Source organism: Citrobacter sp. VF227 (genome assembly GCF_052950715.1).
The window spans coordinates 311,766-334,289 of sequence record NZ_JBRFVF010000003.1; the positions used below are offsets into that span (position 1 = coordinate 311,766).

Annotated in this window: 21 protein-coding genes and 1 other annotated feature; of the genes, 16 read left to right on the forward strand and 5 right to left on the reverse strand. The window is 53.5% G+C overall.

What is annotated here, in order from left to right; translation table 11 throughout:
• Nucleotides 1–5 precede the first annotated feature (5 nt).
• From serB to nadR, 3 genes are all read left to right on the forward strand, one after another.
• Nucleotides 6–974 (forward strand): phosphoserine phosphatase, encoded by a 969-nt coding sequence (gene serB, locus ACU8YC_RS13880; RefSeq protein ID WP_003019027.1) that lies wholly within the window; start codon nucleotides 6–8, stop codon nucleotides 972–974.
• 11 nt (nucleotides 975–985) lie between these two features.
• Nucleotides 986–2,368: a DNA repair protein RadA gene (gene radA / locus ACU8YC_RS13885; RefSeq protein WP_001728171.1), complete on the forward strand. Its 1,383-nt coding sequence runs from the start codon at nucleotides 986–988 to the stop codon at nucleotides 2,366–2,368.
• Nucleotides 2,369–2,433: 65 nt separating this feature from the next.
• Nucleotides 2,434–3,663, forward strand: a complete 1,230-nt coding sequence (gene nadR, locus ACU8YC_RS13890; protein WP_126319332.1) for a multifunctional transcriptional regulator/nicotinamide-nucleotide adenylyltransferase/ribosylnicotinamide kinase NadR — start codon at nucleotides 2,434–2,436, stop codon at nucleotides 3,661–3,663.
• A gap of 99 nt (nucleotides 3,664–3,762) precedes the next feature.
• Here the strand turns inward: nadR and ettA are convergent, their stop codons facing one another.
• Nucleotides 3,763–5,430: an energy-dependent translational throttle protein EttA gene (gene ettA, locus ACU8YC_RS13895; protein ID WP_003019019.1), complete on the reverse strand. Its 1,668-nt coding sequence runs from the start codon at nucleotides 5,428–5,430 to the stop codon at nucleotides 3,763–3,765.
• A 331-nt stretch (nucleotides 5,431–5,761) separates the two neighbouring features.
• On the opposite strand from ettA, the gene sltY reads away from it, so the two are divergent.
• Entirely contained in the window at nucleotides 5,762–7,699 is a 1,938-nt protein-coding gene (gene sltY, locus ACU8YC_RS13900) for a murein transglycosylase (protein ID WP_286541119.1), read from the forward strand.
• A gap of 89 nt (nucleotides 7,700–7,788) precedes the next feature.
• A complete protein-coding gene (trpR, locus tag ACU8YC_RS13905) occupies nucleotides 7,789–8,115 on the forward strand; it encodes a trp operon repressor (protein WP_005123945.1) in 327 nt (108 codons plus the stop codon).
• Between the two features lie 55 nt (nucleotides 8,116–8,170).
• Here trpR and yjjX read toward each other — a convergent pair whose 3' ends face one another.
• Nucleotides 8,171–8,686 (reverse strand): inosine/xanthosine triphosphatase, encoded by a 516-nt coding sequence (gene yjjX / locus ACU8YC_RS13910; RefSeq protein WP_038637026.1) that lies wholly within the window; start codon nucleotides 8,684–8,686, stop codon nucleotides 8,171–8,173.
• Between the two features lie 52 nt (nucleotides 8,687–8,738).
• Here yjjX and gpmB point away from each other — a divergent pair, with 52 nt between their 5' ends.
• The gene (gpmB, locus tag ACU8YC_RS13915; RefSeq protein ID WP_151216678.1) at nucleotides 8,739–9,386 is read left to right on the forward strand and encodes a 2,3-diphosphoglycerate-dependent phosphoglycerate mutase GpmB; all 648 of its coding nucleotides are present in this window, start codon (nucleotides 8,739–8,741) and stop codon (nucleotides 9,384–9,386) included.
• Here gpmB and robA read toward each other — a convergent pair.
• Nucleotides 9,383–10,252 (reverse strand): MDR efflux pump AcrAB transcriptional activator RobA, encoded by an 870-nt coding sequence (gene robA, locus ACU8YC_RS13920; protein WP_151216679.1) that lies wholly within the window; start codon nucleotides 10,250–10,252, stop codon nucleotides 9,383–9,385. The two genes, gpmB and robA, sit on opposite strands and share 4 nt — an antisense overlap.
• 211 nt (nucleotides 10,253–10,463) lie before the next feature.
• Here robA and creA point away from each other — a divergent pair, with 211 nt between their 5' ends.
• Genes creA through creD form a run of 4 tightly spaced genes read left to right on the forward strand, consistent with a single transcriptional unit; the run spans nucleotide 10,464 to nucleotide 14,485 of the window.
• Nucleotides 10,464–10,937, forward strand: a complete 474-nt coding sequence (creA, locus tag ACU8YC_RS13925; protein WP_151216680.1) for a protein CreA — start codon at nucleotides 10,464–10,466, stop codon at nucleotides 10,935–10,937.
• 12 nt (nucleotides 10,938–10,949) lie between these two features.
• The gene (creB, locus tag ACU8YC_RS13930) at nucleotides 10,950–11,639 is read left to right on the forward strand and encodes a two-component system response regulator CreB (RefSeq protein ID WP_151216681.1); all 690 of its coding nucleotides are present in this window, start codon (nucleotides 10,950–10,952) and stop codon (nucleotides 11,637–11,639) included.
• Nucleotides 11,639–13,063 (forward strand): two-component system sensor histidine kinase CreC, encoded by a 1,425-nt coding sequence (creC, locus tag ACU8YC_RS13935; RefSeq protein ID WP_151216682.1) that lies wholly within the window; start codon nucleotides 11,639–11,641, stop codon nucleotides 13,061–13,063. Before creB ends, creC begins: the two co-directional genes overlap by 1 nt.
• Before the next feature lie 57 nt (nucleotides 13,064–13,120).
• Nucleotides 13,121–14,485, forward strand: coding sequence for a cell envelope integrity protein CreD (gene creD / locus ACU8YC_RS13940; RefSeq protein ID WP_151224529.1), 1,365 nt, complete (start codon nucleotides 13,121–13,123; stop codon nucleotides 14,483–14,485).
• A gap of 67 nt (nucleotides 14,486–14,552) precedes the next feature.
• On the opposite strand, the gene arcA is transcribed toward creD, so the two are convergent.
• The gene (arcA, locus tag ACU8YC_RS13945; RefSeq protein ID WP_001194359.1) at nucleotides 14,553–15,269 is read right to left on the reverse strand and encodes a two-component system response regulator ArcA; all 717 of its coding nucleotides are present in this window, start codon (nucleotides 15,267–15,269) and stop codon (nucleotides 14,553–14,555) included.
• Between the two features lie 95 nt (nucleotides 15,270–15,364).
• Here arcA and yjjY point away from each other — a divergent pair, with 95 nt between their 5' ends.
• The 6 genes from yjjY to thrC all read left to right on the forward strand — a co-directional run bounded on the left by yjjY (nucleotide 15,365) and on the right by thrC (nucleotide 21,630).
• A complete protein-coding gene (gene yjjY, locus ACU8YC_RS13950; RefSeq protein WP_042998021.1) occupies nucleotides 15,365–15,505 on the forward strand; it encodes a YjjY family protein in 141 nt (46 codons plus the stop codon).
• Between the two features lie 398 nt (nucleotides 15,506–15,903).
• Nucleotides 15,904–16,590 carry a tRNA/rRNA methyltransferase gene (locus ACU8YC_RS13955; RefSeq protein ID WP_151224530.1) on the forward strand — a complete coding sequence of 229 codons (687 nt, stop codon included), beginning with the start codon at nucleotides 15,904–15,906 and terminating at the stop codon, nucleotides 16,588–16,590.
• A 206-nt stretch (nucleotides 16,591–16,796) separates the two neighbouring features.
• Nucleotides 16,797–16,923 (forward strand) — a sequence feature (Thr leader region).
• Nucleotides 16,802–16,867 carry a thr operon leader peptide gene (thrL, locus tag ACU8YC_RS13960; protein WP_032337689.1) on the forward strand — a complete coding sequence of 22 codons (66 nt, stop codon included), beginning with the start codon at nucleotides 16,802–16,804 and terminating at the stop codon, nucleotides 16,865–16,867. Its footprint overlaps the feature before it by 66 nt.
• Nucleotides 16,924–16,946: 23 nt before the next feature.
• Nucleotides 16,947–19,409 (forward strand): bifunctional aspartate kinase/homoserine dehydrogenase I, encoded by a 2,463-nt coding sequence (gene thrA / locus ACU8YC_RS13965; RefSeq protein ID WP_187259125.1) that lies wholly within the window; start codon nucleotides 16,947–16,949, stop codon nucleotides 19,407–19,409.
• A 1-nt stretch (nucleotide 19,410) separates the two neighbouring features.
• A complete protein-coding gene (thrB, locus tag ACU8YC_RS13970) occupies nucleotides 19,411–20,340 on the forward strand; it encodes a homoserine kinase (protein WP_151216685.1) in 930 nt (309 codons plus the stop codon).
• Between the two features lie 3 nt (nucleotides 20,341–20,343).
• The gene (gene thrC, locus ACU8YC_RS13975) at nucleotides 20,344–21,630 is read left to right on the forward strand and encodes a threonine synthase (protein WP_446895457.1); all 1,287 of its coding nucleotides are present in this window, start codon (nucleotides 20,344–20,346) and stop codon (nucleotides 21,628–21,630) included.
• A gap of 43 nt (nucleotides 21,631–21,673) precedes the next feature.
• On the opposite strand, the gene yaaA is transcribed toward thrC, so the two are convergent.
• A complete protein-coding gene (gene yaaA / locus ACU8YC_RS13980; RefSeq protein WP_187253702.1) occupies nucleotides 21,674–22,447 on the reverse strand; it encodes a peroxide stress protein YaaA in 774 nt (257 codons plus the stop codon).
• Between the last annotated feature and the right edge of the window lie 77 nt (nucleotides 22,448–22,524).

The following is a 22,524-nucleotide window of genomic DNA, read 5'->3' on the forward strand; positions in this document are numbered from 1 at the left end:
CTTTAATGCCTAACATTACCTGGTGCGATCTACCTGAAGATGTCTCTCTGTGGCCAGGTCTGCCTCTCTCTTTAAGCGGTGATGAAGTCATGCCGCTGGATTACCACGCAGGCCGCAGTGGCTGGCTGCTGTACGGTCGTGGGCTGGATAAACAGCGTTTAACGCAATACCAGAGCAAACTGGGCGCGGCGATGGTGATCGTAGCGGCGTGGTGCGTTGAGGATTATCAGGTGATTCGTCTGGCGGGCTCGTTAACGCCGCGTGCGGCAAAACTGGCGCATGATGCCAAACTGGATGTTGCCCCGCTGGGCAAAATTCCGCATTTGCGCACGCCGGGTTTGCTGGTGATGGACATGGATTCAACGGCTATCCAGATCGAATGCATTGATGAAATTGCCAAACTGGCCGGGACCGGTGAAATGGTTGCCGAAGTCACCGAACGCGCGATGCGCGGCGAGCTTGATTTCACCGCCAGCCTGCGCAGCCGCGTGGCGACGCTGAAGGGGGCTGATGCCAACATTTTGCACCAGGTGCGAGAAACATTGCCGCTGATGCCTGGCCTGACTCAGCTGGTGTTAAAACTGGAAACGCTTGGCTGGAAAGTGGCTATCGCTTCCGGCGGGTTTACTTTCTTTGCCGATTATCTGCGTAACAAGCTGCGCCTGACGGCAGCTGTGGCGAATGAGCTGGAGATCATGGACGGTAAATTCACTGGCAACGTGATCGGCGATATCGTCGATGCGCAGTATAAAGCCAGTACGCTGACCCGCCTGGCGCAAGAATATGAGATCCCGATGGCGCAGACGGTGGCGATCGGCGACGGTGCCAACGATCTGCCGATGATCAAAACGGCCGGGCTGGGCATTGCGTATCATGCGAAACCCAAAGTGAATGAAAAGACGGAGATTACTATCCGTCACGCTGACCTGATGGGCGTGTTCTGCATTCTCTCTGGCAGCATGAATCAGAAATAATGAGGTAAAACGTGGCAAAAGCTCCTAAACGCGCCTTTGTTTGTAATGAATGCGGGGCCGATTACCCGCGTTGGCAGGGGCAATGCAGCGCCTGTCAGGCCTGGAACACCATAACCGAGGTGCGTCTTGCCGCGTCGCCAACGGTGGCGCGCAACGAGCGACTCAGCGGCTATGCCGGAAATGCAGGCGTCGCAAAAGTGCAGAAGCTCTCTGACATCAGCCTTGAGGAACTGCCGCGTTTTTCTACCGGATTCAAAGAGTTCGACCGCGTACTCGGCGGTGGTGTGGTGCCCGGCAGCGCCATACTGATTGGCGGTAACCCCGGCGCGGGCAAATCAACGCTGCTGCTGCAAACGCTGTGCAGGCTTGCCGAGCAGATGAAAACCCTGTACGTCACCGGCGAAGAGTCGCTGCAACAGGTGGCGATGCGCGCGCATCGACTTGGCCTGCCGACAGCGAACCTGAACATGCTGTCGGAAACCAGTATCGAACAAATTTGCCTGATCGCTGAAGAAGAACAGCCGAAGCTGATGGTGATCGACTCCATCCAGGTGATGCATATGGCGGACATTCAGTCTTCGCCGGGCAGCGTGGCGCAGGTGCGTGAAACCGCAGCTTACCTGACGCGCTTCGCCAAAACGCGCGGCGTGGCGATTGTGATGGTCGGCCACGTCACCAAAGACGGTTCTCTGGCCGGGCCGAAGGTGCTGGAGCACTGTATTGACTGCTCAGTGTTGCTCGACGGTGACGCCGATTCGCGTTTCCGCACTCTGCGTAGCCATAAAAACCGTTTTGGCGCGGTGAATGAGCTGGGCGTCTTTGCCATGACCGAACAGGGGCTGCGCGAAGTTAGCAATCCCTCTGCAATCTTTTTAAGCCGTGGCGATGAAGTCACTTCCGGTAGTTCGGTGATGGTGGTTTGGGAAGGCACGCGCCCGCTGCTGGTAGAGATTCAGGCGCTGGTCGATCACTCAATGATGGCAAACCCGCGCCGCGTGGCGGTTGGTCTGGAACAAAACCGTCTGGCGATTTTGCTGGCGGTGTTGCATCGTCATGGCGGCTTGCAGATGGCGGATCAGGACGTGTTTGTCAACGTGGTCGGCGGCGTAAAGGTTACGGAAACCAGCGCCGACCTGGCACTGCTGTTGGCAATGGTGTCCAGCCTGCGCGACAGGCCGTTGCCGCAGGATCTGGTGGTCTTTGGTGAAGTGGGTCTGGCGGGAGAAATCCGCCCTGTGCCCAGCGGTCAGGAGCGTATTTCAGAAGCGGCGAAGCACGGCTTTCGTCGGGCGATTGTTCCCGCCGCCAACGTACCGAAAAAAGTGCCGGAAGGGATGCAGGTCTTTGGCGTTAAGAAGCTTGCAGATGCGTTAAGCGTGTTTGACGACCTATAATAAAATACCCGCCGTCTTTCCGGCGGCATTGGGTATAACGTTTATTTTTTCAGCAGGAGGCTCTTGTGTCATTTGATTATCTGAAAACCGCCATTAAGCAAAAGGGCTGTACCCTGCAACAGGTGGCGGATGCCAGTGGCATGACCAAGGGATATCTAAGCCAACTGTTGAATGCCAAAATTAAAAGCCCCAGCGCGCAAAAGCTGGAGGCGTTGCACCGTTTTCTCGGGCTGGAGTTTCCACGCCAGCAGAAAAATATCGGTGTGGTATTCGGAAAGTTTTATCCGCTGCATACCGGCCATATCTATCTTATCCAGCGCGCCTGCAGTCAGGTTGATGAACTGCATATCATCATGGGCTATGACGACACGCGCGATAGAAGCTTGTTTGAAGACAGCGCCATGTCGCAACAGCCCACGGTGCCCGATCGTCTACGCTGGCTGCTACAAACCTTTAAGTATCAGAAAAATATCCGAATTCATGCCTTCAACGAAGAGGGCATGGAGCCGTATCCACACGGGTGGGATGTGTGGAGCAACGGGATAAAAACGTTTATGCAGGAGAAAGGGATCCAGCCAAACTGGATCTACACCTCTGAAGAGTCAGATGCTCCGCAGTACCTCGAACATTTGGGGATCGAAACCGTGCTGGTGGATCCCAAGCGGACGTTTATGAGCATCAGCGGCGGGCAAATCCGTGAGAACCCGTTTCGCTACTGGGAGTATATTCCCACCGAAGTGAAGCCGTTTTTCGTGCGCACCGTGGCGATCCTCGGCGGGGAGTCGAGCGGAAAATCGACGCTGGTAAACAAGCTTGCCAACATTTTTAACACCACCAGTGCGTGGGAATATGGGCGTGATTACGTTTTCTCCCATTTGGGCGGCGATGAGATGGCGTTGCAGTATTCCGACTACGATAAAATCGCTCTGGGACAAGCGCAATACATTGATTTTGCTGTTAAGTATGCCAATAAAGTGGCTTTCATCGACACCGATTTCGTGACTACTCAGGCCTTCTGCAAAAAGTACGAAGGGCGTGAACACCCGTTTGTGCAGGCGCTGATTGACGAGTATCGCTTTGACCTGGTGATCCTGCTGGAAAACAACACCCCATGGGTGGCAGATGGTTTGCGCAGCCTTGGCAGCTCGGTTGACAGAAAAGCGTTTCAGACGCTGTTGGTCGAGATGCTGCAGGAGAACAATATCAATTTTGTGCACGTTCAGGAGCCGGACTACGATGGTCGCTTCCTGCGCTGCGTGGAGTTGGTGAAAGAGTTGATGGGCGAGCAGAGATAGTTTAAATGCCGGATGGGGCCGCGCTTATCCAGCCTACAAGTCGCACTAACCTCGTAGGCCTGATAAGGCATCACGCCGCCATCCGGCGCTTAACGGTAATTACTTCGAAATACGTTTGTACTTAATACGCTTCGGCTCCAGCGCATCCGCGCCCAGCGTGCGTTTCTTGTACTCTTCGTATTCGGTAAAGTTGCCTTCGAAGAATTCCACCTTACCTTCATCCTGATAATCCAGAATATGGGTCGCGATACGGTCAAGGAACCAACGGTCGTGCGAGATAACCATTGCACAGCCCGGGAACTCCAGCAGGGCGTTTTCCAGCGCGCGCAGGGTTTCGATATCCAGGTCGTTAGTTGGTTCATCGAGCAGCAGCATGTTGCCGCCAACCTGCAGCAGCTTCGCCAGGTGCAGACGACCACGCTCACCGCCGGACAATTCGCCGACGCGTTTACCCTGATCCACACCTTTGAAGTTGAAGCGGCCCACATAGGCACGGCTTGGCATTTCGGTGTTGCCGATCTTCATGATATCCAGCCCGCCGGACACTTCTTCCCACACGGTTTTACTGTTGTCCATGGCGTCACGGAACTGGTCAACGGAGGCCAGCTTAACGGTTTCACCCAGCGTGATGGTGCCGCTGTCAGGCTGTTCCTGACCGGACATCATACGGAACAGGGTTGATTTACCCGCACCGTTCGGACCGATGATGCCGACGATAGCGCCTTTCGGTACCGAGAAGCTCAGGTCGTCAATCAACACACGATCGCCGTAGGATTTACGCAGATTGGTGACTTCAACGACTTTATCGCCCAGACGTGCTCCAGGTGGGATAAACAGCTCGTTGGTTTCGTTACGTTTCTGGTATTCAGTGTTGTTCAGCTCTTCAAAGCGTGCCAGACGGGCTTTGCCCTTAGACTGACGTCCTTTCGCGCCCTGACGAACCCACTCCAGTTCTTTCTCAATGGATTTACGGCGAGCCGCTTCCTGAGAGGCTTCCTGGGCCAGACGCTGATCTTTCTGCTCCAGCCAGGAGGAGTAGTTGCCTTCCCATGGAATACCTTCACCGCGGTCAAGTTCCAGAATCCAACCAGCTACGTTGTCGAGGAAGTAACGGTCGTGGGTAATGGCCACCACGGTGCCTTCGAAGTCGTGCAGGAAGCGTTCCAGCCACGCGACGGATTCGGCGTCCAGGTGGTTAGTCGGTTCGTCGAGCAGCAGCATGTCTGGTTTTTCCAGCAGCAGGCGGCACAGCGCGACGCGGCGGCGTTCACCACCGGAAAGATTTTCAATTTTGGCATCCCAGTCCGGCAGACGCAGAGCGTCAGCGGCACGCTCAAGCTGCACGTTCAGGTTATGACCGTCGTGCGCCTGAATAATCTCTTCAAACTTGCCCTGTTGCGCGGCCAGCTTATCGAAGTCAGCGTCCGGTTCGGCGTACTTCGCGTACACTTCATCCAGGCCTTTCAGCGCGTTAACCACTTCAGCAACCGCTTCTTCAACGGATTCGCGAACGGTATGTTCCGGGTTCAGTTTCGGTTCCTGCGGCAGGTAACCGATTTTAATGCCTGGCTGTGGGCGAGCTTCCCCTTCGATATCGGTATCAATGCCGGCCATGATGCGCAGAAGAGTAGATTTACCTGCGCCGTTCAGACCGAGTACACCGATTTTGGCGCCAGGGAAGAAGCTCAGTGAGATGTTTTTAAGAATATGACGTTTCGGCGGAACGACTTTGCCGACACGATGCATGGTATAAACGAATTGGGCCACGTTGGACTCGCCTCTATGTTTATCCCGTCATACTTCAAGCCGCAGATACGTTGGCTGTGTCGTTCATCCCAGTCACGTACTTTTGTACGCTCAGGGGATTCACTTGCTCGCCGCCTTGCTGCAACTTGAATTATTTAGGGCTAATTATTGGTAAATAGTTATCAAAGGCGAAGTGTAGCCTTTTTCATTGTCCAATCCCAGCCAGCAGATCTCACTCGCAACAAAAGTAAAAAAGTGTCCGTGACGTGGCGCATTCTGCAATGTCTGGTTAGCATGAATGAATTAAGCGGCATGATGCTGCACAGACGTAACATGAGAAGAGGAAGAGCTTGTGGACAAAGCCAAACAATTTACCTGGCGCCTGCTGGCTGCCAGCGTATGTCTGCTGACGGTCAGTCAAGTAGCGCGAGCGGATTCCCTGGATGAGCAGCGCAATCGCTATGCGCAAATTAAGCAGGCCTGGGATAACCGACAGATGGATGTCGTAGAACAGATGATGCCTGGCCTGAAGAACTATCCTCTGTATCCGTATCTGGAATATCGCCAGATCACTGACGATCTGATGAATCAGCCCACCATTACCGTCACCAATTTTGTGCGCGCCAACCCGACACTGCCGCCCGCGCGTACTCTGCAATCGCGTTTCGTGAATGAACTGGCGCGCCGCGAAGACTGGCGTGGGTTGCTGGCGTTCAGCCCAGAAAAACCGGGCACCACCGAAGCGCAATGTAACTATTACTTCGCGAAATGGAGTACCGGACAAACTGAAGAAGCCTGGCAGGGGGCGAAAGAACTGTGGCTGAGCGGAAAAAGTCAGCCGAACGCCTGTGACAAATTATTCGGCGTATGGCGTGCCTCAGGCACCCAGGATCCGCTGGCGTATCTGGAGCGTATTCGTCTGGCGATGAAAGCCGGGAATACCGGACTGGTCACGGCGTTGGCCGGACAGATGCCCGCAGAATATCAAACCATCGCTTCAGCGATCATCGCGCTGGCCAACGATCCGAATTCGGTAATGACTTTTGCTCGCACCACTGGAGCCACTGATTTTACCCGCCAGATGGCGGCGGTTGCCTTTGCAAGCGTGGCGCGTCAGGATGCGGAAAATGCCCGCCTGATGATCCCCTCGCTGGTGCAGGCGCAGCAGTTGAATGACGAGCAAACCCAGGAGCTGCGCGATATTGTTGCCTGGCGGCTGATGGGCAATGACGTTACCGACGAGCAGGCAAAATGGCGCGATGATGCCATTATGCGCTCGAATTCCACGACGCTTGTGGAGCGCCGCGTGCGCATGGCGCTGGGAACCGGCGATCGCCGTGGCCTGAATACCTGGCTGGCGCGCCTGCCAATGGAAGCCAAAGAAAAAGATGAATGGCGCTACTGGCAGGCGGATCTGTTGCTGGAGCGCGGACGTGAAGCGGAAGCCAAAGAGATCCTGCACCAGCTCATGCAGCAGCGCGGTTTCTATCCAATGGTTGCGGCACAGCGTCTGGGCGAAGAGTACGCGCTGAAAGTGGATAAAGCGCCAGACAACGTTGACTCTGCGCTAACTCAGGGACCGGAAATGGCGCGCGTACGCGAGCTGATGTACTGGAACATGGATAATACTGCACGCAGTGAATGGGCGAATCTGGTCACCAGCCGCACGAAGTCCGAGCAGGCTCAACTGGCGCGCTACGCGTTCAACAATCACTGGTGGGATCTAAGCGTACAGGCCACGATCGCCGGAAGGTTGTGGGATCATCTGGAAGAGCGTTTCCCATTGGCCTACAAGGATCTGTTTACCCGCTATACCAGCGGCAAGGATATTACGCCAAGCTATGCGATGGCGATAGCGCGTCAGGAGAGCGCCTGGAACCCGAAAGTGAAATCGCCGGTTGGCGCCAGCGGGTTGATGCAGATTATGCCGGGCACGGCGACGCATACGGTGAAAATGTTCTCGATTCCGGGTTACAGCAGCCCGAGCCAGCTACTGGATCCTGATACCAACATCAACATTGGTACCAGCTATTTACAGTATGTGTATCAGCAATTCGGCAATAACCGCATTTTTGCGTCGGCGGCTTATAACGCCGGTCCGGGGCGCGTTCGTACCTGGCTTGGCAATAGCGCGGGCCGTATCGATGCGGTCGCGTTTGTCGAGAGCATTCCATTCTCAGAAACGCGGGGCTACGTGAAGAACGTACTGGCTTATGATGCGTACTATCGCTATTTCCTCGGCGATAAACCGGAGTTGATGAGCGACGCAGAATGGCAACGTCGTTACTGATCGCGTAGGTTGTGTTATGCTATTGTACTCGTTAAAGAGTACAAAGGGGGAGGCAAGCTCGCTTCCCCCCGCAACGATGGCGATAACTTATGACTCAACAATCACCCTATTCAGCAGAGATGGCAGAACAGCGTCACCAGGAGTGGTTACGTTTTGTCGATCTGCTTAAACACGCCTATGAACAAGACTTACACCTGCCGCTGCTCAACTTGATGTTAACGCCGGATGAGCGCGAAGCGTTGGGCACGCGCGTGCGGATCATAGAAGAGTTGCTGCGCGGTGAGATGAGCCAGCGCGAGTTGAAAAATGAGCTTGGGGCGGGGATTGCCACCATTACGCGGGGTTCGAATAGCCTCAAATCCGCACCGGTGGATCTGCGTCATTGGCTGGAGCAGGTATTGCTCGGTAAAAATTGATCCGCCGGATGCAGCTTTGCTTTACCCGGCCTACGATTGAACATCCGGCACAATGCTATAAATACACCGCGTTATGAAACGGACTGAGCGCCAGAATCACCGCCTGGTGGTAGACGCTTGAGCGCGTCAGCTTGCCGGCGGTAAAGACGCCGATTGCACCCTCTTTACGGCCAATCTCGTCAATGCCCGTGTACTGCGACATTACCGGGCCGAGCGCTTCACCCTGGCGTACTCTGTCGAGAATGACAGCAGGCAATGGCAACGTGGCTGAACGGGCTTCGCCGCGCTGGACGCCGTTATCAATCACCACCCAACTGAAGGTGGCGTCATCGTCGATTCCCGCTTCAATAGCGACCCAGAAATCAGCCTGCGGGTGCAGGCGACGCGCGTTATCAACGCGATTTCGTGCGCCAGTGCGCGTTTCCTGGCTTCCGAAAGGCTGTTCCGGTACGCCACTCTCGACGGCGACGGGTTCAATATGGCAGGATCCTTCCCCGAAAATCTCTTCAAATGCCCGCAGAATTGCCTGAATTTTGGCAGGATTGGTGGTCGCAGAGATAACCTTGTGCATAATTAAGCTCAGTTTGAAAATTCATCGCATCGCAGTATAACGGAAAAAAAGCATGTTACAGGTATACCTTGTTCGCCATGGCGAAACGCAGTGGAACGCCGAGCGACGTATTCAAGGCCAGTCAGACAGCCCACTGACCGCTAAAGGTGAGCAGCAAGCCATGCAGGTGGGTGAACGCGCCCGCTCGTTTGGTATTACGCATGTCATCAGTAGCGATTTAGGTCGTACACGACGCACCGCAGAAATCATAGCCCAGGCCTGCGGCTGTGATATCGCCTATGACTCCCGCCTGCGCGAACTGAATATGGGCGTGCTGGAGCAACGTCATATCGATACGCTGACGCCGGAGGAAGAGGGTTGGCGTCGCCAGTTGGTGAACGGTACTGTTGATGGTCGTATTCCGGAGGGGGAATCGATGCAGGAACTGAGCGATCGCGTTAACGCGGCGCTGGCATCCTGTCTGGAACTGCCGCCGGGGAGTCGTCCGTTGCTGGTCAGTCACGGTATCGCGCTGGGTTGCCTGGTGAGTACGATTCTGGGATTACCGGCATGGGCTGAACGTCGCCTGCGTCTGCGCAACTGTTCTATTTCTCGTGTCGATTACCAGGAAAGTTTGTGGCTGGCGCCGGGATGGGTAGTTGAAACGGCAGGGGACATCTCTCATCTTGACGCCCCTGCTTTGGATGAACTGCAGCGTTAGCGGCGAATCGGAATCAGGAACTCGCAGCGCAGGTTGATCGGGCGATCTCCCGCTTTGGCATCTTCTGCCGGGTAGTATCGCTCGATATCCTGCCCTTTACGGCGCGTCAGGTTCAGCATCGGCATGCATGTGCCATACACCGTCAGGATAAACTCCTGCACGCCGGTCCCCAGCCCTTCATAGGTGAACATCACGTACTCGCCGCCCTGTAACAGAATAGGCTGCGCCGATGGCACATAGCCATTGGCCTGTTCCGGCGTTAGCGCAGTGGTGTAAAACACTTCCTGCTCGTCATCTTTTTCAATGCTCGGACGCGTTTCGTTTAGCCCGTACAGCACCGGAGGGATCGCAGGAGCCTGACTGAGGAAATCGCGCCAGAACTGAATACGCATTTCATGACGGAAATCCGAAATCTGTTCCAGCGAGCAGGAATAGCTTTGTGTGGTGCCAAGCAGTTGCGTATCTTCCAGCGTGACAAACTCATGCGCCGGCATAGCAAATTCACCCAGTCGCATTGGTGGGCGAATACCGAACGCGCTCCAGTCCGGCGAGCGACGATACAGCGCAGGCGTCTGGGAAAACTGTTTCTTGAACGCGCGGGTAAAGGTTTGTTGAGAGTCGAAGCGATATTGCAGGGCAATATCCAGAATCGGACGCGCAGTCAGGCGTAGCGCCACTGCGGATTTCGATAAACGACGGGCGCGGATATAGGCGCCAATAGCATGGCCCGTCACGTCCTTAAACATTCTCTGCAGGTGCCACTTGGAATAGCCTGCTTTTGCCGCCACATTGTCAAGCGACAAAGGCTGATCCAGATGACCTTCCAGCCAGATTAACAGGTCGCGAATAATGCCAGCCTGATCCATATAATATCCTCATCCTTTCAACAACGAGTACCTGACGTCAGGTATGTGGATAATAGCATTTTTTGTTGTTTTAGCATTCAGTGTTTTTTTTGCTCATAAATGCTTTTTTCGGACATACGAAAACGTAATTATTGTAATCCTGTGATCTGTATACGTTTTATCTTAGAATGTCGAATTATTACACAGTGCAACATTTAAGAATGGTAACAATATGAAATATAAGAGCTTAATCATTTCCTCAATTCTGCTGATGTTGACGCAGGCCGCCCATGCGGAGCAGATTGGATCGGTTGATACGGTATTCAAAATGTTTGGCCCGGATCATAAAATTGTGGTCGAAGCGTTTGACGATCCGGATGTGACCAATGTGACCTGCTATGTGAGTCGTGCGAAGACCGGCGGCATCAAAGGTGGATTGGGGCTGGCGGAAGATACCTCTGATGCCGCGATCTCCTGTCAGCAGGTGGGGCCGGTAGAACTGAGCGACAGAATCAAGAACGGCAAAGCGCAGGGCGAAGTGGTATTTAAAAAACGGACATCGCTGGTGTTTAAATCTTTACAGGTTGTGCGTTTTTACGACGCAAAACGTAATGCGCTGGCCTATCTGGCCTATTCAGATAAAGTGGTCGATGGATCGCCCAAAAATGCCATCAGCGCGGTACCGATTATGCCGTGGCGGCAATAACAAGGAAGCAAAATGCAACAGCCGTTGATCTGGTTGGTGGAGGATGAGCAGGGCATCGCCGATACGCTTATCTACATGCTGCAACAGGAAGGCTTTAGCGTCGAAGCGTTTGAGCGCGGGTTACCCGTGCTGGAAAAATCTCGCCAGCGATGCCCTGATGCGATCGTTCTGGATGTCGGACTGCCGGATATCAGCGGTTTTGAACTGTGCCGACGCCTGTTGGAACGCCATCCGGCGCTACCGATTCTCTTTTTGACTGCGCGCAGCGATGAAGTTGATCGCCTGCTGGGGCTGGAAATTGGTGCGGATGACTATGTTGCCAAGCCTTTTTCGCCGCGCGAAGTGTGCGCACGCGTGCGTACGCTGCTGCGGAGGGTGCAAAAATTCTCCGTGCCTTCATCGACGACGCGCTGTGGGGATTTTGAACTTAATGAGCTGGCCGCGCAGATCAGTTGGTTCGGTATGCCATTAAACCTGACGCGCTATGAATTTCTGTTGCTAAAAACCTTGCTGATGTCGCCAGGTCGCATCTACTCTCGCCAGCAGTTGATGGATTTAGTCTGGGCCGATGCGCAGGATACCTTTGACAGAACGGTTGATACCCACATCAAAACGCTGCGCGCCAAGCTGCGGGCCATCAACCCCGAGCTTTCCCCCATCAATACGCATCGCGGTATGGGATACAGCCTGAGGAGCGTCTGATGCGCATTGGTATGCGTTTGCTGCTCGGCTATTTTCTGATTGTCGCCGTCGCCGCCTGGTTCGTTTTGTCGATCTTTGTACAGGAAATTAAGCCAGGCGTTCGCCGGGCGACCGAAGGCACTTTAATTGATACCGCCACGCTGCTGGCCGCGCTGGCACGTGATGACTTACTCTCTGACTCACCTACCAACGGCAAGCTGGCGCAGGCCTTTTCACAGCTGCATAACCGCCCATTCCGCGCCAATATCAGCGGCATTAACAAAGTACGTAATGAATACCATGTCTACATGACGGACGCGCAGGGCAAGGTGGTGTTTGATTCAGCTAACCAGGCCGTCGGTCAGGACTACTCCCGCTGGAACGACGTGTGGTTAACGCTACGCGGGCAATACGGCGCTCGTAGCACGCCGCAAAATCCGGACGATCCGGAAAGCTCGGTGATGTACGTTGCCGCACCGATCGTGGACGGCGGGCGTATTATCGGGGTGCTGAGCGTAGGTAAGCCGAATGCGGCAATGGCACCGGTGATTAAACGCAGTGAACGGCGGATGCTGTGGGCCAGCGCCGTATTGCTGGGCATTGCCTTAGTGATTGGCTTTGGGATGGTGTGGTGGATAAACCGCTCCATTGCCCGACTGGCGCGCTATGCCGACTCTGTCACCGAAAATCGCCCCGTCCCGCTGCCAGATTTAGGTAGTAGTGAGCTACGTAAACTGGCGCAGGCGTTGGAAAGTATGCGTTTGAAGCTGGAGGGCAAGAATTATATTGAGCAATATGTGTATGCGTTGACGCATGAACTGAAAAGCCCGCTGGCGGCCATTCGCGGTGCGGCTGAGATTTTGCGCGAAGGCCCGCCGCCAAACGTGGTTGCGCGCTTTACTGATAATATTCTGACGCAAAATGCGCGCATGCAGGCGCTGGTTGAAACCTTGCTACGGCAGGCGCGACTGGAGAATCGACAGGACATTACGTTGACGCCAGTGGCGGTAGATGCGCTTTTTACCCAGCTTAAAGAGGCGCGTAGCGTGCAGCTGGCGGCAAAAAACATCACGTTAACCATTATGCCTTCATCTCTTAGCGTCGCTGCCGATCTTGCGTTGCTGGAGCAGGCTCTGGGGAATTTGCTCGACAACGCTATCGACTTCACGCCACAGGATGGGGTAATTACGCTGAGCGCGCATCAGCAGGAGGATCAGGTCACGTTGCGGGTCATCGACAGCGGCAGCGGCATCCCTGACTTTGCGTTACCGCGTATTTTTGAGCGCTTCTACTCGTTGCCCCGTGAGAATGGGCACAAGAGCAGCGGGTTGGGACTGGCGTTTGTCAGCGAAGTTGCGCGACTGCATGCAGGTACGGTGACATTATGCAACCGACCTGAAGGTGGCGCACAGGCCTCGTTTACACTTCACCGTCACTTCACATAACTTCAAATTCTGCGCACATAGCTGTTCTACCTTGCTGAAATTGCAAAGGAGAACGCTATGTTTAAATCACCCCTGTTTTGGAAAGTTGTCACCTTAGGTGGCGCAATATTGCTGCTGTTAATTCCACTCACGATGGTCAGGCAGATAATCGTTGAGCGATCCGATTATCGTGATGACGTTGAAGATGCAATCCGCCAGAGCACCAGCGGACCGCAAAAGATGGTCGGCCCGTTGATAGCCATTCCGGTCACAGAGCTTTATACCTCGCTGGAGGATGGCAAAGAGATCCAGCGTAAGCGAAGCTATATCCATTTCTGGCTGCCGGAGTCGTTGGTGGTTGAGGGGAATCAGAACGTTGCAGCGCGTAAAATCGGTATTTATGAGGGGCAGGTCTGGCACAATGACCTCTCGGTGAAGGCCGAGTTTAACGCCGAACGGTTGAGTGATTTAAACCATCCCAATGTCAGCGTCGGCAAACCGTTTATTGTGGTTAGCGTGGGGGATGCGCGCGGGATTGGTGTGGTAAATACGCCGCAGGTCAATGGAACGCCGCTGGCGGTTGAACCGGGGACGGGGCTGGATGGACGTGCGCAAGGGATCCACATTCCGTTACCCGACGTGAGCTGGGCGGAGAAAAATCTGAGCATGACGCTGTCGCTCAATTTGAGCGGAACAGGAAATTTCTCGGTCGTTCCGGTGGGGCGTAATAGTGAAATGACCTTAACCAGCAACTGGCCGCATCCCAGTTTTCTTGGTGACTTTCTCCCGGCTAAGCGTGAAATCAGCGAATCCGGATTCAAGGCCCAGTGGCAAAGCAGTTGGTTCGCGAATAACCTCGGTGAGCGCTTTGACGACGAAAAGATTGGCTGGCTGGGCATGCCGGCGTTTAGCGTCGCCGTCGCCACGCCTGCAGATCAGTATCAGTTAACGGACAGGGCAACAAAATATGCCATTTTACTGATTGTGCTGACCTTCATGTTTTTCTTCGTGCTTGAAAGTATGACCAGCCTGCGTTTGCACCCTATGCAGTATCTGCTGGTGGGGCTGTCGCTGGTGATGTTTTATCTGCTGCAGCTGGCGCTGTCGGAACACATTGGTTTTACCGCCGCGTGGATCACGGCAAGCCTGGTGGGTGCGTTGATGAACGGCGTGTACCTTCAGGCGATACTGGGATGGCGTAACAGTATGTTGTTCACCGTGGCGTTGCTGGCGCTGGATGGTGTGATGTGGGTGCTGCTCCGTTCACAGGACAGCTCTTTACTGCTGGGAACAGGCGTGTTGTTGCTCGCGCTGTGCGGAGTGATGTTTCTGACGCGTCATCTTGACTGGCACTCGTTGGCGCAGCCAAAACCTAGGGCAAAGTCTACAGAACTTCCGGAGCCTCAGCCTGCGAAGAGCGACGAGTTTCGCTTGTGGAAATAGGGCGCTGGGGAAACGAAAAATGAAAAACGGCGCATAAAGCGCCGTTTTTTTACCTGTGAGGATTGAATTAATCCTGCAGGTCGCCGCAGAAACGGTAGCCTTCACCGTGAATAGTGGCGATGATTTCTGGCGTATCCGGCGTTGATTCGAAATGTTTACGAATGCGGCGGATAGTCACGTCAACGGTACGGTCATGCGGCTTCAGTTCGCGACCGGTCATTTTTTTCAGCAGCTCTGCGCGAGACTGGATCTTGCCCGGATTCTCACAGAAGTGAAGCATGGCACGGAATTCGCTGCGTGGCAGTTTATACTGCTCGCCGTCAGGACCAATCAGAGAGCGGCTGTTGATGTCCAGCTCCCAGCCATTGAACTTGTAGCTTTCGACGCTACGGCGTTCTTCGCTGACAGTACCCAGGTTCATGGTACGGGACAGCAGGTTACGAGCACGGATAGTCAGCTCGCGCGGGTTAAACGGCTTAGTGATGTAATCGTCTGCGCCGATTTCGAGGCCGAGAATTTTATCGACTTCGTTATCACGGCCCGTCAGGAACATCAGCGCAACGTTAGCTTGTTCGCGGAGTTCGCGCGCTAACAGCAGGCCATTTTTCCCAGGCAGATTGATATCCATAATCACAAGGTTGATGTCATATTCAGAGAGAATCTGATGCATTTCCGCGCCATCTGTCGCTTCGAATACATCATAGCCTTCTGCTTCGAAAATGCTTTTCAACGTGTTGCGTGTTACTAACTCGTCTTCAACGATAAGAATGTGCGGGGTCTGCATGTTTGCTACCTAAATTGCCAACTAAATCGAAACAGGAAGTACAAAAGTCCCTGACCTGCCTGATGCATGCCGTAAATTAACATGATCGGCGTAACATGACTAAAGTACGTAATTGCGTTCTTGATGCACTTTCCATCAACGTCAACAACATCATTAGCTTGGTCGTGGGTAGTTTCCCTCTGGACCCGACAGTGTCAAAAACGGCTGTCATCCTAACCATTTTAACAGCAACATAACAGGCTAAGACATGCCGGACACCCAATAAAACTACGCTTCGTTGACATATATCAAGTTCAATTGTAGCACGTTAACAGTTTGATGAAATCAACGTATCCAAATGTTTGCTTTCATCACAAAATTTCAATATTACAACTAGTTGCACGCGCTAATTAATAAATGTAATGAATCCAACCAATGCGAACCATTTTAAATTAAATTATCATGGATAAACAGAAGGATATGCAACTTTTGTTAACATATAAGGCAATAGTGCAGCCTGGAAATAGTTTAGCATTTTTTACTGAACGCGAAATGCTTTTTCAGTGACTTCTGTTAAAAATATGTAAATTCGCGCTGCGTAATATGTTGATGTGCGTCACATTATTACCTGTACACAGGCCAAAAGAGTATCGAAATGCGTTTAACAATTATTCTGGTTGCCCCCGCCAGAGCGGAAAATATTGGTGCGGCTGCCCGTGCAATGAAGACCATGGGATTCACCCAGATGCGGATCGTTGACAGTGAGGCCCATCTGGAACCCGCCACGCGATGGGTTGCGCATGGTTCTGGCGATATTATTGATAATATTAATGTTTTTCCAACGTTAGCGGAGGCGCTTCACGACGTTGATTTTACCGTTGCGACCACGGCGCGTAGCCGGGCGAAGTTTCATTATTACGCCACACCGGTCGAACTGGTTCCCCTGTTGCAGGAAAAATCAACGTGGATGGATCATGCCGCACTGGTTTTTGGCCGTGAAGATTCGGGGCTGACCAACGAAGAATTGGCTCTGGCGGATGTACTCACCGGGGTACCTATGGTAGCTGACTACCCTTCACTCAATTTGGGGCAGGCGGTGATGGTGTATTGCTATCAATTAGCAGGTTTAATACAACAACCGGCCAGAAACATTGAGGTAACGGATGAGCATCAGCTACAGGCATTGCGCGAACGAGTTTTGCGTTTATTAGCCACGCTGAACGTTTCTGACGACATTAAGTTGACGGACTGGCTGCAACAGCGAATGGGTCTGTTAGAGCAGCGAGACACCGCAATGTTGCACCGTTTTTTACATGATATAGAAAAAAATCTTACAAAATAAAGTGCTGTTAATATTTTTATTTCTGGTTTTTTATTCTGGATTCAAGTGGGCGAGACATGCTGTATTGGTTGAAAGTAAAAGGGCAAGCAGTCGCTCGTGAACAAGTTTCGGAATGTGATCAATTTAAAAATTTATTGACTTAGGTCAGCAGATACTTTAACCCTAAAAGAATACAGGACAGATAATAAATAATTACAGAGCACACAACATCATGAAACGCATCAGCATCACTATTACCACAACCATCACCATTACCACAGGTAACGGTGCGGGCTGACGCGTACAGGAAACACAAGAAAAAGCCCGCACCTAAACAGTGCGGGCTTTTTTTTCGACCAAAGGCAATGAGGTAAACCATGCGAGTGTTGAAGTTCGGCGGTACATCAGTGGCAAATGCAGAGCGCTTTCTGCGGGTTGCCGATATTCTGGAAAGCAATGCCAGACAGGGGCAGGTTGCGACCGTGCTCTCTGCCCCCGCAAAAATTACCAACCATCTGGTGGCGATGATTGAGAAGACCATCGGTGGTCAGGATGCTTTAGCCAATATCAGCGACGCCGAACGTATTTTCTCTGAGCTGTTGGTGGGGTTGGCCGCAGCACAACCGGGCTTCCCGCTGGCTCCGCTCAAAGCCTTTGTTGAACAAGAATTTGCTCAGATTAAGCACGTCCTGCATGGCATCAGCCTGTTGGGACAGTGCCCGGACAGCATCAATGCCGCGCTTATCTGCCGTGGCGAAAAAATGTCGATCGCCATCATGGCAGGCCTGTTGGAAGCGCGTGGGCACAACGTGACGGTTATCGACCCGGTCGAGAAATTACTGGCGGTAGGCCATTACCTTGAATCTACCGTTGATATTGCTGAATCTACGCGTCGTATTGCCGCCAGCCGTATTCCTGCGGACCACATGATTCTGATGGCCGGATTTACCGCCGGGAATGAGAAAGGTGAGTTAGTGGTGCTGGGACGTAATGGCTCCGACTACTCTGCCGCCGTACTGGCCGCCTGTTTGCGTGCTGATTGTTGTGAAATCTGGACCGATGTTGATGGCGTATATACCTGCGATCCGCGCCAGGTTCCCGACGCCCGATTGCTGAAATCGATGTCTTATCAGGAAGCGATGGAGCTTTCTTACTTCGGCGCCAAAGTTCTGCACCCACGCACCATTACCCCTATTGCCCAGTTTCAGATCCCCTGTCTGATAAAAAATACCGGCAATCCGCAAGCGCCGGGTACGCTGATCGGCGCCAGCAGTGATGAAGACGATTTGCCGGTCAAAGGTATTTCTAACCTCAATAACATGGCGATGTTTAGCGTCTCCGGCCCAGGAATGAAAGGCATGGTAGGCATGGCGGCGCGCGTTTTTGCCGCGATGTCGCGTGCGGGCATCTCAGTGGTGCTGATCACGCAATCCTCTTCTGAATACAGTATTAGCTTCTGCGTCCCGCAGGGCGACTGCGCGCGTGCGCAACGCGCAATGCAGGATGAATTCTATCTCGAACTGAAAGAAGGCCTGCTGGAGCCGCTGGCGGTGACTGAGCGTCTGGCGATCATCTCAGTTGTGGGCGATGGTATGCGCACGTTGCGTGGCATCTCAGCGAAATTCTTTGCCGCGCTGGCTCGCGCTAACATCAATATCGTGGCTATCGCCCAGGGCTCGTCTGAGCGTTCTATTTCGGTGGTGGTGAATAACGACGATGCCACCACTGGTGTGCGCGTAACCCATCAGATGCTGTTCAACACCGACCAGGTGATTGAAGTGTTTGTGATTGGCGTAGGCGGGGTGGGTGGTGCATTGCTGGAGCAGCTTAAACGCCAGCAAACCTGGCTTAAAAAGAAGCATATCGATCTGCGCGTGTGCGGCGTGGCAAATTCGAAGGCCCTGCTGACCAACGTCCACGGTTTGAATCTGGAAAACTGGCAGGCTGAGCTGGAAAACGCGAAAGAGCCATTCAACCTTGGGCGCTTAATTCGTCTGGTGAAAGAATATCATCTGCTCAATCCGGTGATTGTCGACTGTACATCAAGCCAGGCGGTGGCGGATCAGTACGCTGATTTTCTGCGTGAAGGCTTCCATGTGGTTACGCCGAACAAAAAGGCTAACACCTCGTCGATGGATTACTACCATCAGCTGCGTTTTGCTGCGGCGAAGTCCCGGCGTAAATTCCTTTACGACACCAACGTGGGCGCGGGCTTACCAGTTATTGAAAACCTGCAAAATCTGCTTAGCGCAGGTGATGAATTGCAGCGTTTCTCCGGCATTCTTTCCGGCTCGCTGTCATTTATTTTCGGCAAGCTGGATGAGGGGATGAGCTTTTCCAGGGCCACCACTCTGGCGCGGGAACTGGGCTACACAGAGCCCGACCCACGTGACGATCTTTCCGGTACGGACGTGGCGCGTAAGCTGCTGATCCTCGCCCGTGAAACCGGTCGTGAGCTGGAGCTTTCAGACATTGTTATTGAGCCTGTCCTGCCAAAAGAGTTTGATGATTCCGGTGATGTTTCCGCATTTATGGCGAAATTACCGCAGCTGGATGACGCCTTTGCCGCGCGCGTGGCGAAAGCCCGTGATGAGGGGAAAGTATTGCGCTATGTTGGCAATATTGAAGAGGACGGCGTCTGCCGCGTGAAAATAGAGGCAGTAGACGGCAACGATCCGCTGTTCAAAGTGAAAAACGGTGAAAACGCGTTGGCGTTTTACAGCCACTATTATCAGCCGTTACCGTTAGTTCTGCGCGGATACGGTGCGGGTAACGACGTGACGGCGGCGGGCGTATTCGCCGACCTGCTACGTACCCTTTCATGGAAGTTAGGAGTCTGACATGGTGAGAGTTTATGCCCCGGCTTCCAGTGCCAATATGAGCGTCGGGTTTGATGTGCTCGGGGCGGCGGTTACCCCGATAGATGGCTCGTTGTTGGGCGATGTGGTGTCCGTTGAGGCGGCCGACCATTTCAGCCTGAACAACCTCGGGCGCTTTGCTAATAAGCTGCCGTCTGAGCCGCGAGAAAATATCGTCTACCAGTGCTGGGAGCGTTTCTGCCAGGAACTGGGTAAAAGCGTTCCGGTGGCGATGACGCTGGAAAAAAATATGCCGATTGGCTCTGGGTTAGGCTCCAGCGCCTGTTCCGTTGTGGCAGCGCTGGTCGCGATGAATGAACATTGCGGTAAGCCGCTCAACGATACGCGCCTGTTGGCAATAATGGGCGAGCTGGAAGGGCGTATCTCCGGCAGTATTCATTACGATAACGTTGCCCCGTGCTTTTTGGGCGGCATGCAGTTAATGATTGAAGAAAACGGCATTATCAGCCAGCAGGTGCCAGGCTTTGATGAGTGGCTATGGGTGCTGGCATATCCGGGGATTAAAGTATCGACGGCAGAAGCGCGGGCGATTTTACCTGCGCAGTATCGCCGACAAGACTGTATTGCCCACGGGCGGCATTTGGCTGGGTTTATCCATGCCTGCTATTCCCGTCAGCCAGCGCTTGCCGCGAAGCTGATGAAAGATGTCATTGCTGAGCCGTACCGTACCCGTTTGCTGCCAGGCTTTAGCCAGGCACGTCAGGCGGTAGCGGAAATCGGCGCGCTGGCCAGTGGTATCTCCGGGTCAGGACCGACGCTGTTCGCGTTATGCGACAAGCCGGATACGGCGCAGCGTGTCGCAGACTGGCTGGATAAAAATTACCTGCAAAATCAGGAAGGCTTTGTTCATATTTGCCGGCTGGACACGGCGGGCGCACGGGTACTGGGATAATCAATGAAACTGTATAATCTGAAAGATCACAACGAGCAGGTCAGCTTTGCGCAGGCCGTCACGCAAGGGCTTGGCAAGAATCAGGGATTGTTTTTTCCGCACGATTTGCCGGAATTCAATCTGACAGAAATCGATGAGATGCTGAACCAGGATTTCGTTAGCCGCAGCGCTAAGATCCTTTCCGCATTTATTGGTGATGAGATCCCACAGGAAGTCCTTGCAGATCGCGTACGTGCGGCGTTTGCCTTCCCTGCGCCGGTGGCTCAGGTTGCCGCGGATGTCGGCTGTCTTGAACTATTCCATGGTCCTACGCTGGCATTTAAAGATTTTGGCGGACGCTTTATGGCGCAGATGCTGACGCATATTAGCGGCGATAAACCGGTCACGATTCTGACTGCCACCTCTGGGGATACCGGGGCGGCGGTTGCACATGCCTTTTATGGCCTGAAAAACGTGCGAGTGGTGATCCTTTATCCGAATGGCAAGATCAGCCCATTACAGGAAAAATTGTTCTGTACGCTGGGCGGCAATATTAAAACTGTCGCCATCGACGGTGATTTTGATGCCTGTCAGGCGCTGGTTAAACAGGCGTTTGATGATGAAGAGCTGAAGGTGGCTTTGGGGCTGAATTCGGCTAACTCAATCAACATCAGCCGTCTGCTGGCGCAAATTTGTTACTACTTTGAGGCCGTGGCGCAACTGCCGCAAGAGGCGCGAAATCAGCTGGTTATTTCTGTTCCCAGCGGTAACTTTGGCGATTTGACCGCCGGGCTGCTGGCGAAATCACTGGGCCTGCCGGTGAAGCGTTTTATCGCCGCGACCAACGTCAACGATACGGTTCCACGCTTCCTTGCACAAGGCGAGTGGGCACCGAAAGCAACCCAGGCGACGTTGTCGAATGCGATGGATGTCAGTCAGCCGAACAACTGGCCGCGCGTGGAAGAACTGTTCCGCCGTAAAATCTGGCGTCTGAATGAGCTGGGTTACGCCGCCGTTGACGATGTCACGACACAGGAAACGATGCGCGAGCTGCATGAGTTAGGCTACACCTCTGAACCGCATGCGGCGGTGGCTTACCGTGCGCTGCGTGATCAGCTAAACCCTGGCGAGTATGGCCTGTTCCTCGGTACTGCGCATCCGGCGAAGTTTAAAGAAAGCGTTGAGGAGATTCTTGATCTGAAACTGGCTCTGCCAAAAGAGCTGGCGGAACGCGCAGACTTGCCGCTGCTTTCGCATCATCTGCCAGCTGATTTTGCGCAACTGCGTAAGCTGATGATGACCCGCGGGTAATTCTTGTGCCGGATGAGGCGTTAGCCGTCATCCGGCATGTACACTACTGCTCGTGACGCTTGAACACCAGTTCACCTTTCCCTGACGATTCTTCATCAAAGAAATAGCCTTCGCTGTTAAAAGCGGTCAACTGTTCTGGCTGCGTTAAGCGGTTTTCAATGATGTAGCGGCTCATCAGGCCGCGCGCTTTTTTGGCATAGAAGCTGATGACTTTGAACTTGCCGTTCTTCTCGTCAAGGAAGACCGGTTTGATCAGTTCTGCATTAAGCTTTTTCGGCTTCACCGATTTAAAATACTCATCCGAAGCGAGGTTAATCACCACGCTGTCGCCTTGCGCTTCAAGTGCTTCGTTAAGTTTATCGGTGATGGTATCTCCCCAGAACTGGTAGAGATCTTTACCTTTCGCATTGGCCAGACGAATGCCCATCTCCAGACGGTAAGGTTGCATCAAATCCAGCGGACGTAGCACACCGTAAAGTCCGGACAACATCCGTAAATGCTGCTGAGCGAAGTCGAAATCCGCCTCGCTGAAGGTTTCAGCCTGCAGTCCGGTATACACGTCGCCCTTAAACGCCAGAATGGCCTGGCGCGCATTTTCCGGGGTGAAGTCAGGCTGCCAGTCATGGAAACGCGTGGCATTCAAATCCGCCAGTTTGTCGCTAATCCCCATCAGCTTGCCAATCTGCGGCGCAGAAAGCTGGCGCGCCACGTGGATAAGCTGCTGGGAGTGATCCAGCAGTTCGGGTAGCGTATGGCGTGTCGTTGCCAGCGGACTTTGGTAGTCGAGCGTTTTTGCAGGTGAAATCAGAATCAGCATATCCAGTCCTTGCAGGAAATTTATTGCGACTTTAGCAAAAAAAACGACAGAATTGATCGATGGTTGTGATTGCCGCG

What these genes read in the sequence shown, in the direction of transcription:
- serB (WP_003019027.1), top strand. Translation starts at nt 6, where the DNA reads ATGCCTAACATTACCTGGTGCGATCTACCTGAAGATGTCTCTCTGTGG.
- trpR (WP_005123945.1), top strand. Translation starts at nt 7,789, where the DNA reads ATGACTCAACAATCACCCTATTCAGCAGAGATGGCAGAACAGCGTCAC.
- yjjX (WP_038637026.1), bottom strand. Translation starts at nt 8,686, where the DNA reads ATGCACAAGGTTATCTCTGCGACCACCAATCCTGCCAAAATTCAGGCA.
- gpmB (WP_151216678.1), top strand. Translation starts at nt 8,739, where the DNA reads ATGTTACAGGTATACCTTGTTCGCCATGGCGAAACGCAGTGGAACGCC.
- robA (WP_151216679.1), bottom strand. Translation starts at nt 10,252, where the DNA reads ATGGATCAGGCTGGCATTATTCGCGACCTGTTAATCTGGCTGGAAGGT.
- creA (WP_151216680.1), top strand. Translation starts at nt 10,464, where the DNA reads ATGAAATATAAGAGCTTAATCATTTCCTCAATTCTGCTGATGTTGACG.
- creB (WP_151216681.1), top strand. Translation starts at nt 10,950, where the DNA reads ATGCAACAGCCGTTGATCTGGTTGGTGGAGGATGAGCAGGGCATCGCC.
- creC (WP_151216682.1), top strand. Translation starts at nt 11,639, where the DNA reads ATGCGCATTGGTATGCGTTTGCTGCTCGGCTATTTTCTGATTGTCGCC.
- creD (WP_151224529.1), top strand. Translation starts at nt 13,121, where the DNA reads ATGTTTAAATCACCCCTGTTTTGGAAAGTTGTCACCTTAGGTGGCGCA.
- arcA (WP_001194359.1), bottom strand. Translation starts at nt 15,269, where the DNA reads ATGCAGACCCCGCACATTCTTATCGTTGAAGACGAGTTAGTAACACGC.
- yjjY (WP_042998021.1), top strand. Translation starts at nt 15,365, where the DNA reads ATGACTAAAGTACGTAATTGCGTTCTTGATGCACTTTCCATCAACGTC.
- ACU8YC_RS13955 (WP_151224530.1), top strand. Translation starts at nt 15,904, where the DNA reads ATGCGTTTAACAATTATTCTGGTTGCCCCCGCCAGAGCGGAAAATATT.
- thrA (WP_187259125.1), top strand. Translation starts at nt 16,947, where the DNA reads ATGCGAGTGTTGAAGTTCGGCGGTACATCAGTGGCAAATGCAGAGCGC.
- thrB (WP_151216685.1), top strand. Translation starts at nt 19,411, where the DNA reads ATGGTGAGAGTTTATGCCCCGGCTTCCAGTGCCAATATGAGCGTCGGG.
- thrC (WP_446895457.1), top strand. Translation starts at nt 20,344, where the DNA reads ATGAAACTGTATAATCTGAAAGATCACAACGAGCAGGTCAGCTTTGCG.
- yaaA (WP_187253702.1), bottom strand. Translation starts at nt 22,447, where the DNA reads ATGCTGATTCTGATTTCACCTGCAAAAACGCTCGACTACCAAAGTCCG.